The organism is Mesorhizobium sp. M7A.F.Ca.AU.002.02.1.1 (assembly GCF_003998535.1).
Lineage (GTDB): Bacteria > Pseudomonadota > Alphaproteobacteria > Rhizobiales > Rhizobiaceae > Mesorhizobium > Mesorhizobium ciceri.
Map to the genome: position 1 here is coordinate 1 of NZ_RZPB01000243.1, position 7,608 is coordinate 7,608.

Annotated in this window: 6 protein-coding genes; all 6 read left to right on the forward strand. The window is 63.6% G+C overall.

The genetic code is table 11. The annotated features are described in order from the left end of the window. The coding region (locus EN879_RS16515; protein ID WP_245493828.1) for a thiamine pyrophosphate-dependent enzyme at positions 1–960 on the forward strand (960 nt) is incomplete at its 5' end. A gap of 85 nt (positions 961–1,045) precedes the next feature. Continuing rightward, positions 1,046–1,618 carry an acetolactate synthase small subunit gene (gene ilvN / locus EN879_RS16520; RefSeq protein ID WP_013531048.1) on the forward strand — a complete coding sequence of 191 codons (573 nt, stop codon included), beginning with the start codon at positions 1,046–1,048 and terminating at the stop codon, positions 1,616–1,618. A 132-nt stretch (positions 1,619–1,750) separates the two neighbouring features. Next, positions 1,751–2,347, forward strand: a complete 597-nt coding sequence (locus EN879_RS16525; RefSeq protein ID WP_024501399.1) for a LysE family translocator — start codon at positions 1,751–1,753, stop codon at positions 2,345–2,347. A 247-nt stretch (positions 2,348–2,594) separates the two neighbouring features. Further along, on the forward strand, positions 2,595–3,869 hold the full coding sequence (locus EN879_RS16530; RefSeq protein ID WP_063168269.1) for an efflux RND transporter periplasmic adaptor subunit: 1,275 nt from the start codon (positions 2,595–2,597) through the stop codon (positions 3,867–3,869). Then, positions 3,866–7,027 carry an efflux RND transporter permease subunit gene (locus tag EN879_RS16535; protein ID WP_063168268.1) on the forward strand — a complete coding sequence of 1,054 codons (3,162 nt, stop codon included), beginning with the start codon at positions 3,866–3,868 and terminating at the stop codon, positions 7,025–7,027. The genes EN879_RS16530 and EN879_RS16535 overlap by 4 nt, the downstream gene beginning before the upstream one ends. A 79-nt stretch (positions 7,028–7,106) precedes the next feature. Continuing rightward, positions 7,107–7,608: nitrile hydratase subunit alpha (locus EN879_RS16540; RefSeq protein WP_127274134.1), on the forward strand; the 502-nt coding region annotated here is incomplete at its 3' end.

Consider the following 7,608-nt stretch of genomic DNA (forward strand, 5'->3'; position numbering starts at 1 on the left):
ATGGCCATGCATGATTGCGACGTGATGATCTGCATCGGCGCGCGCTTCGACGACCGCATCACCGGCCGGCTGACCGCCTTCTCGCCGAACTCGAAGAAGATCCACATCGACATCGATCCGTCGTCGATCAACAAGAACGTCCACACCGAGGTGCCGATCATCGGCGATGTCGGCCGGGTGCTGGAGGATATGGTGCGGCTGTGGCGGGCGAGCGCCAAGGCCGACAAGAAGGCGCTCTACCCCTGGTGGGAGCAGATCGCCAAATGGCGTGCGCGCGACTCGCTCGCCTACAAGATGAACAACGACGTGATCATGCCGCAATACGCCATCGAGCGGCTCTACGAACTGACCAAGGGCATGGACACCTACATCACCACCGAGGTCGGCCAGCACCAGATGTGGGCGGCGCAGCACTATCGTTTCGAGAAGCCGAACCGCTGGATGACGTCGGGCGGGCTGGGCACGATGGGTTATGGCCTGCCGGCAGCACTCGGCGTGCAGATCGCGCATCCCGACGCTTTGGTCATCGACATTGCCGGCGACGCCTCGGTGCAGATGACGATGCAGGAGATGAGCGCGGCGGTGCAGCACAATGCGCCGATCAAGATCTTCATCCTCAACAACCAGTATATGGGCATGGTGCGGCAGTGGCAGCAGTTGCTGCACGGCAACCGGCTGTCGCATTCCTATACCGAGGCGATGCCGGACTTCGTCAAGCTGGCCGAGGCCTATGGCGGCCACGGCATTCGCTGCGAAAAGCCGGACGAGCTGGACGACGCGATCAAGGAGATGATCTCGGTCAGGAAGCCGGTGCTGTTCGATTGCCGCGTGGCGACGCTCGCCAACTGCTTCCCGATGATCCCGTCGGGCAAGGCGCATAACGAGATGCTGTTGCCCGACGAGGCGACCGACGAGGCGGTGGCCAATGCCATCGACGCCAAGGGCAGGGAACTGGTGTAGCCGGCAGAACCAAGGCAGGGCTGTCGCGAGAAAGCCCTGCGCAAACAAAGAATTAGCTCAAGAGCTTGAAATCGAGATTCATGTCATGAACGCACAGCTACAACCGACCGGTTCGGCCTATTTTATCGCCAAGGAAACGGAAAAGCCGGAAAACCACACGCTTTCCGTGCTGGTCGACAATGAGCCGGGCGTGCTTGCCCGGGTCATCGGCCTATTTTCCGGGCGCGGCTACAACATCGAGAGCCTGACCGTCTCCGAGACCGAGCATGAAAAACACCTGTCGCGCATCACCATCGTGACGCGCGGCACGCCGCATGTGCTGGAGCAGATCAAGCACCAGCTGGAGCGCATCGTGCCGGTGCACCGCGTCGTCGACCTGACCGTGCGTTCGCATGAATCCGGCCAGGAGCGGCCGCTGGAACGCGAACTGGCGCTGGTCAAGGTCGCCGGCATCGGCGAGGCCCGGGTCGAGGCGCTGCGGCTGGCCGATGCGTTCCGCGCCAGCGTCATCGACGCCAACACCGAGCATTTCATCTTCGAGATCACCGGCAAGGGCTCCAAGATCGATCAGTTCATCGCCATCATGAAGCCGCTCGGCCTGGTCGAAATCTGCCGCACCGGCGTGGCGGCGTTGAACCGCGGCCCGCAGGCGATGTAGGCCTTCGGTGCTGGCGCCGGGCGCGCCAGCCAGCTTCCACAGTGAGGCTTCTGGCCCCGCTGTGGGCCGTCCGTGGGCCTTTGCGGGTTGCCTAGAAAAGACAACGATCCTGACTTGTCGGGGAGGATATCCATGTCGCTTGACGCTTTCCTTGCCCTGCTTGTCTACGCCTTGGTGACTTCGATCACGCCGGGGCCGAACAATCTCATGCTTCTGGCATCGGGCGTGAATTTCGGCATCGTCAGAACCGTTCCGCACATGCTTGGCATCAGCATGGGTTTCCTCGTGCTGCTGCTTGCCGTCGGTCTTGGCCTTGGCGCTGTGTTGACGGCGTTTCCGGCGCTGCATACCGCGCTCAAGATCGCCGGCGGCGCCTATCTTTTGTACCTCGCCTGGAAGATCGCCATGTCGCGCACGCTGACCGGCAAGGGCGAGACGAAGGCGCGGCCGATGCGCTTCATCGAGGCGGCTGCATTCCAGTGGGTCAATCCCAAGGCGTGGGTGATGGCGATCACCGCCATGGCCGTCTATGCCAATGCCGAGCACCCGTTCCTGTCGGTGGTGTTGATCGCTGTGGCCTTCACCATCGTCAATTTGCCGAGCGTCTCGGTGTGGGCTGGGTTCGGCACCGCGCTGCGCGGTTTCCTGTCGGACCCGGTACGGCTGAAATGGTTCAACATCGCCATGGGCGTGCTGCTGGCGGCGACGCTTTGGCCGATGCTCAAATAGGTCGAGACGCGCACATTCTGGTCGTCTCAGGCCGGAAGGCGATGGCTCGCAAGCCGTCGGATGGGGATTCAGCCCGTGTTGCACATCCATTGTGCAGTGCACATTAAATCTTCGTAATGCCGTGTTTTGGCCCTTTTCCGACAAAGGCGCGTCCTATCTATTCGGCGAAATCGCGGCAACGGGCCGTGATTTGCGCTAGAGTAGAACCATCGGACCACGACGTGTCGGGTGGAGAGGGCCTTTGACCATGCGTGGAAAAGTCGTTCTTTCGTTGCTTGCCGTCGCCTGTGCGGGCGCGGCCTGGCTCTATGTGTCTCCGGACGCGCTGAGCAAGGCTCAGCAGCTCATCGGCGCAAAGCAGGTCGCTGCCGCGGACAAATCGGCAACCGGCAAGCCGGCAGCGGGCGACAAGGCGGCAGGTGGCGGCGGTGCCGCCCGCTCGGCTTCCATCCTCTCGGCCGTCGCCTCGACAGCCGATTTCCCGATCCGGCGTTATGCGATCGGCTTCGTCTCGTCTCCCGCCGTCGTCAACATCAACGCGCGGGTGTCCAGCCAGATCGTCTCGATCGACGTCAAGGATGGGCAGATGGTCAGGGTCGGCGACGTTCTGTTCTCGCTCGATGACCGGGCGCTGAAGGCGCAGCTTGCCAAGGATCAAGCGGCGCTCGCCAAGGATCAGGCGATGCTCGCCAGCTCGCAGTCCGATCTCCAGCGCGCCAAGGATCTGGTTGCCAAGCAGGCCGGCACGCAGCAGACCTACGACCAGGCCGTCGCCGCGCAGAAGGCTGCCGCTGCGACCGTTGACGCCGACAAGGCGACAATCGACGCCGACAATGTCCAGCTTGGCTTCGCCACGATCACGGCGCCGATTTCCGGCAGGCTGGGTGCGGTCAGCGTCGCCGTCGGCGATCTCGTCACCGTCAGCAATGGCAACAGCAGCACGGCGACCCCGCTGGTGACCATCACCCAGATGGACCCGCTGCAGGTCAACTTCAATCTGCCGGAAAGCAATCTCGCCCTGCTGCACAAGGCGCTTGCCAATCCGCAGCAGGGCGCGGTGACACTGACCAAGGATGGTGACGCGACGCCGATCGGCAAGGGCACGCTCGATTTCGTCGACTCCAGCGTCGACACTGCGTCGGGCACTATCGCGACGCGGGCAAGTATTCCCAATGCCGACCTTTCGCTATGGCCCGGCCAGTATGTGAATGTCGTGCTCGACGCCGGCATCATGCCGCAGATGACATCGGTTCCTACCGTCGCCGTGCAGCCAAGCCAGAAGGGCCCTTTCGTCTATGTGGTCAAGCCGGACAACACGGTCGAGATGCGGCCGGTGCAGGTGGCGCTGACCGAAGGCGACAACAGCGCCATCAGCCAGGGGCTGAAAAGCGGTGAGAAGGTTGTCACCGAGGGCCAGACACGGCTGAAGGACGGCGCCGCGGTGCATGAAGGCAAGACCACGGCGGGTGCCGCTGCGCCCAAGGTGGCCGAGGCGACCAGCGCCGGCGAGGCCGCCCAATGATCTCCGAATTCTGCATACGCCGGCCCGTCGCCACCCTTCTGATGTCGTTCGCCCTCGTGCTGGGCGGGCTGTTCGCCTACAAGTTCCTGCCGGTGGCCGCACTGCCCAGCGCCGAATTCCCGGTGGTCAACGTCTCGGCCTCGCTGCCCGGCGCCTCGCCGGAAACCATGGCGACATCGGTGGCGACGCCGCTGATCAAGCAGTTCGCCACCATCGCCGGCATCGATTCGATCTCGACCACCAATTCGCTTGGCCAGACTTCGATCGCCATCCAGTTCGTGCTCAACCGAGACATCGACGCGGCGGCGGCCGACGTGCAGGCGGCGATCGCGCGCACGCAGAAATCATTGCCGCCGCAGATGACGGCGCCGCCGAGCTATCGCAAGGTCAATCCGGCCGACGCGCCGATCCTTTTGATGTCGCTGGTCAGCGACACGGTTCCGCTGACCGACCTCGATGCGTTCGCGGAAAACGTCATCTCGCCGTCGCTGTCGACCATCGACGGCGTGGCGCAGGTCTCGATCTTCGGCCAGCAGAAATACGCGGTGCGCATCCAGATCGACCCGACCGCGCTTGCCGCACGCGGCATCTCGATCGATCAGCTGCAGGCGGCGGTTGCCTCGGCCAACAGCAACACGCCGCTCGGCGTGCTCCAGAACGACAAGCAGCAGCTCACCATCACCGCCAACACGCAGCTGACCGACGCCGCCGGTTTCTCCAACATCATCATCGCCACCAAGAACGGTCACCCGGTACGGCTGGGCGAGGTGACCCGCGTGGTCGATTCGGTGCAGACGACCACGACCGCAAGTTGGTACGATGGCACCCGCGCGATCATCATGGCCGTGCAGCGCCAGCCCGACGCCAACACTGTCGACGTCGTCGACAAGGTCAAGGCGATGCTGCCGTCCTTCAAGGACCAGATGCCGGCCGCCGCCGACATCAAGTTGCTTAACGACCGCTCCAGTTCGATCCGGCAGGCGGTCAGCGACGTGCAGTTCACGCTGCTGCTCACCATTGCCCTGGTCATCATGGTGATCTTCGTGTTCCTGCGCCGGGTGACGGCGACAATCATCCCGGCCGTGGCGGTGCCGATCTCGCTGATCGCCACGCTCGGCGCGATGTTCCTGTTCGGCTTTTCCATCGACAACATCTCGCTGATGGGCCTGACGCTGGCGGTCGGCCTCGTCGTTGACGACGCCATCGTGATGCTTGAAAACATCTTCCGCCACATGGAGGAGGACGGGCTGTCGGCCTTCGACGCCTCGCTGAAGGGCGCGCGCGAAATCGGCTTCACCATCATCTCGATCTCGATCTCGCTGGTGGCGGTTTTCATCCCCGTGCTGCTGATGGGCGGCGTCATCGGGCGCATCTTCAACGAGTTCGCCGTGGTGGTGACGGTCGCCATCCTGGCGTCGATGTTCGTGTCGCTGACGCTGACGCCGATGCTGTGCTCGCGGCTGCTGTCGGTGACCAAAGCCGACCGCGACAAGCATGGCCCCGGTCACAAGCAGGACCTCGTCACGCGCGGCTACGACAGGGTCTTGAGCTTCTGCCTGCGGCACACCTTCCTGGTGTTCCTCGTCTTCGTCGGCACCGCGGCAGCGTCGGTGTGGCTGATCCAGATCTCGCCGAAGGGCTTCTTCCCGCAAGAGGATATCGGCCAGATATCGGTGACCACCATTGCCCGCCAGGACATCTCGTTCGACGCCATGTCCAGGCTGCAAGGGCAGGTCGCCAGCGTCTTCTCGCATTCGCCCTATGTCGACCATGTGGCGTGGTCGGCGGGCAGCGGCAACAACGCGCTCAACCAGGGGCAGCTCTTCGTCCAGCTCAAGGGCAAGGACCAGCGCCCCGATATCGAGAAGGTGCTTGCGGATCTGCGCAAGCAACTGGCCCGCGTGGCGGGCATCGAGACCTACATGCAGCCGGTGCAGAATTTGAGGCTGGGCTCGCGGTCGTCCGCAAGCGCCTACCAGCTCGTGGTTCAGGGCCTTGATACCGGCCTCACCGATATTTGGGCGCAGAAACTGAACGACGCGATGGCGGCCGACCATGCGAACTTCACCGACGTCACCAGCGACCTGCAGAACAATGCGCTGCAGGCGACGCTGGTGGTGGATCGCGACAAGGCCGCCCAACTCGGTATCGATACCGACACGTTGCGCTCCGCCCTCTATGGCGGGTTCGGCACCGACCAGGTTTCGACCATCTTCGGTTCGGCCGACAGCTATGAAGTCATCACCGAGCTCGATCCCAAGATCGAGTGGTCGCCCGAGCGGATGCTGGCCATCCAGATGAGGACGGCGAGCGGCAGTCTTGTTCCGCTCGGCGCCTTCGCCCGCGTCGATCGCACGGCCGGCGCCCTGACCGTCAACCAGCTCGGCCAGCTTCCAGCCGTGACCATCTCCTACAATCTGCCGCAGGGCGTGGCGCTGGGCGACAGCGTGACGCGCATCAATGCGCTGAAAGAGCAGATCGGCATGCCGACGGTGATCTCGACGACCTTTGCCGGCACGGCCAAGACCTTCCAGGATTCGCTGGCCAACCAGGGTTTTCTGGTCGGCGGCGCAATCCTGACCATCTACATCGTGCTCGGCATCCTCTACGAAAGCTTCATCCACCCGCTGACCATCCTCACCGGCCTGCCATCGGCCGTACTGGGAGCGGTCGTTGCGCTGCGCTTCGCCGGCATGGATCTGTCGGTCATCGCGGTGATCGGCATCCTGATGCTGATCGGCATCGTCAAGAAGAACGGCATCATGATGGTCGATGTCGCGCTTGAGTTGCGACGAGAAGGCATGTCGGCGACCGAGTCGATCCACAAGGCCTGCCTGATGCGCTTCAGGCCGATCATGATGACGACGCTGGCGGCACTCATGGGCACGTTCCCGATTGCGCTCGGCACCGGCGCCAGCGCCGAACTGCGCCAGCCGCTGGGCGTTGCCGTTGTCGGCGGCCTGCTTGCCTCGCAGGCACTGACCCTGTTCGTGACGCCGGTGATCTATGTCTACATGGAGAATTTCTCGGGCTGGCTGGTCGGGCTTTGGTCGAAGCGCAAGGGCGAGCCGGGTCCGGTCGAAACTGTCGACCAGCTCTCGCTGTTCAAGGCGAGGGAAGACATGCAGCCCGAACCGCAGCGGGCGGCCGCCGAATGATGTGACAGGGCCAGTGCATGTGCCGCTGGCCCAAGGCGTTGCGCTTGCGGTGGCACCACCGGAACCGTAATTTGTCGCCATGTCCCACGATCATCATCACGATAACGAACTTGATCCGTTTGCCGCCCGCGTGCGTGCGCTGGAGACGATCCTCGCCCAGAAGGGTCTGATCGATCCGGCCGCGATCGACGTCATCGTCGACACCTACGAGACGAAGATCGGGCCGCGCAACGGCGCCAGGGTGGTGGCCAAGGCCTGGAGCGATCCTGCCTTTGCCGATTGGCTGAAGCGCGACGCGACGGCGGCGATCGCATCGCTGAGCTATACCGGCCGCCAGGGCGAGCACATGCAGGCGGTGTTCAACACGCAGGATACCCATAATCTCGTCGTCTGCACACTGTGCTCCTGCTATCCGTGGTCGGTGCTTGGCCTGCCGCCGGTCTGGTACAAGGCGCCGCCCTATCGTTCGCGCGCGGTGATCGATCCGCGCGGCGTGCTGGAAGAGTTCGGGCTGACGCTGCCGGCGGACAAGAAAATCCGCGTCTGGGATTCCACTGCCGAGCTGCGCTATCTCGTCGTGC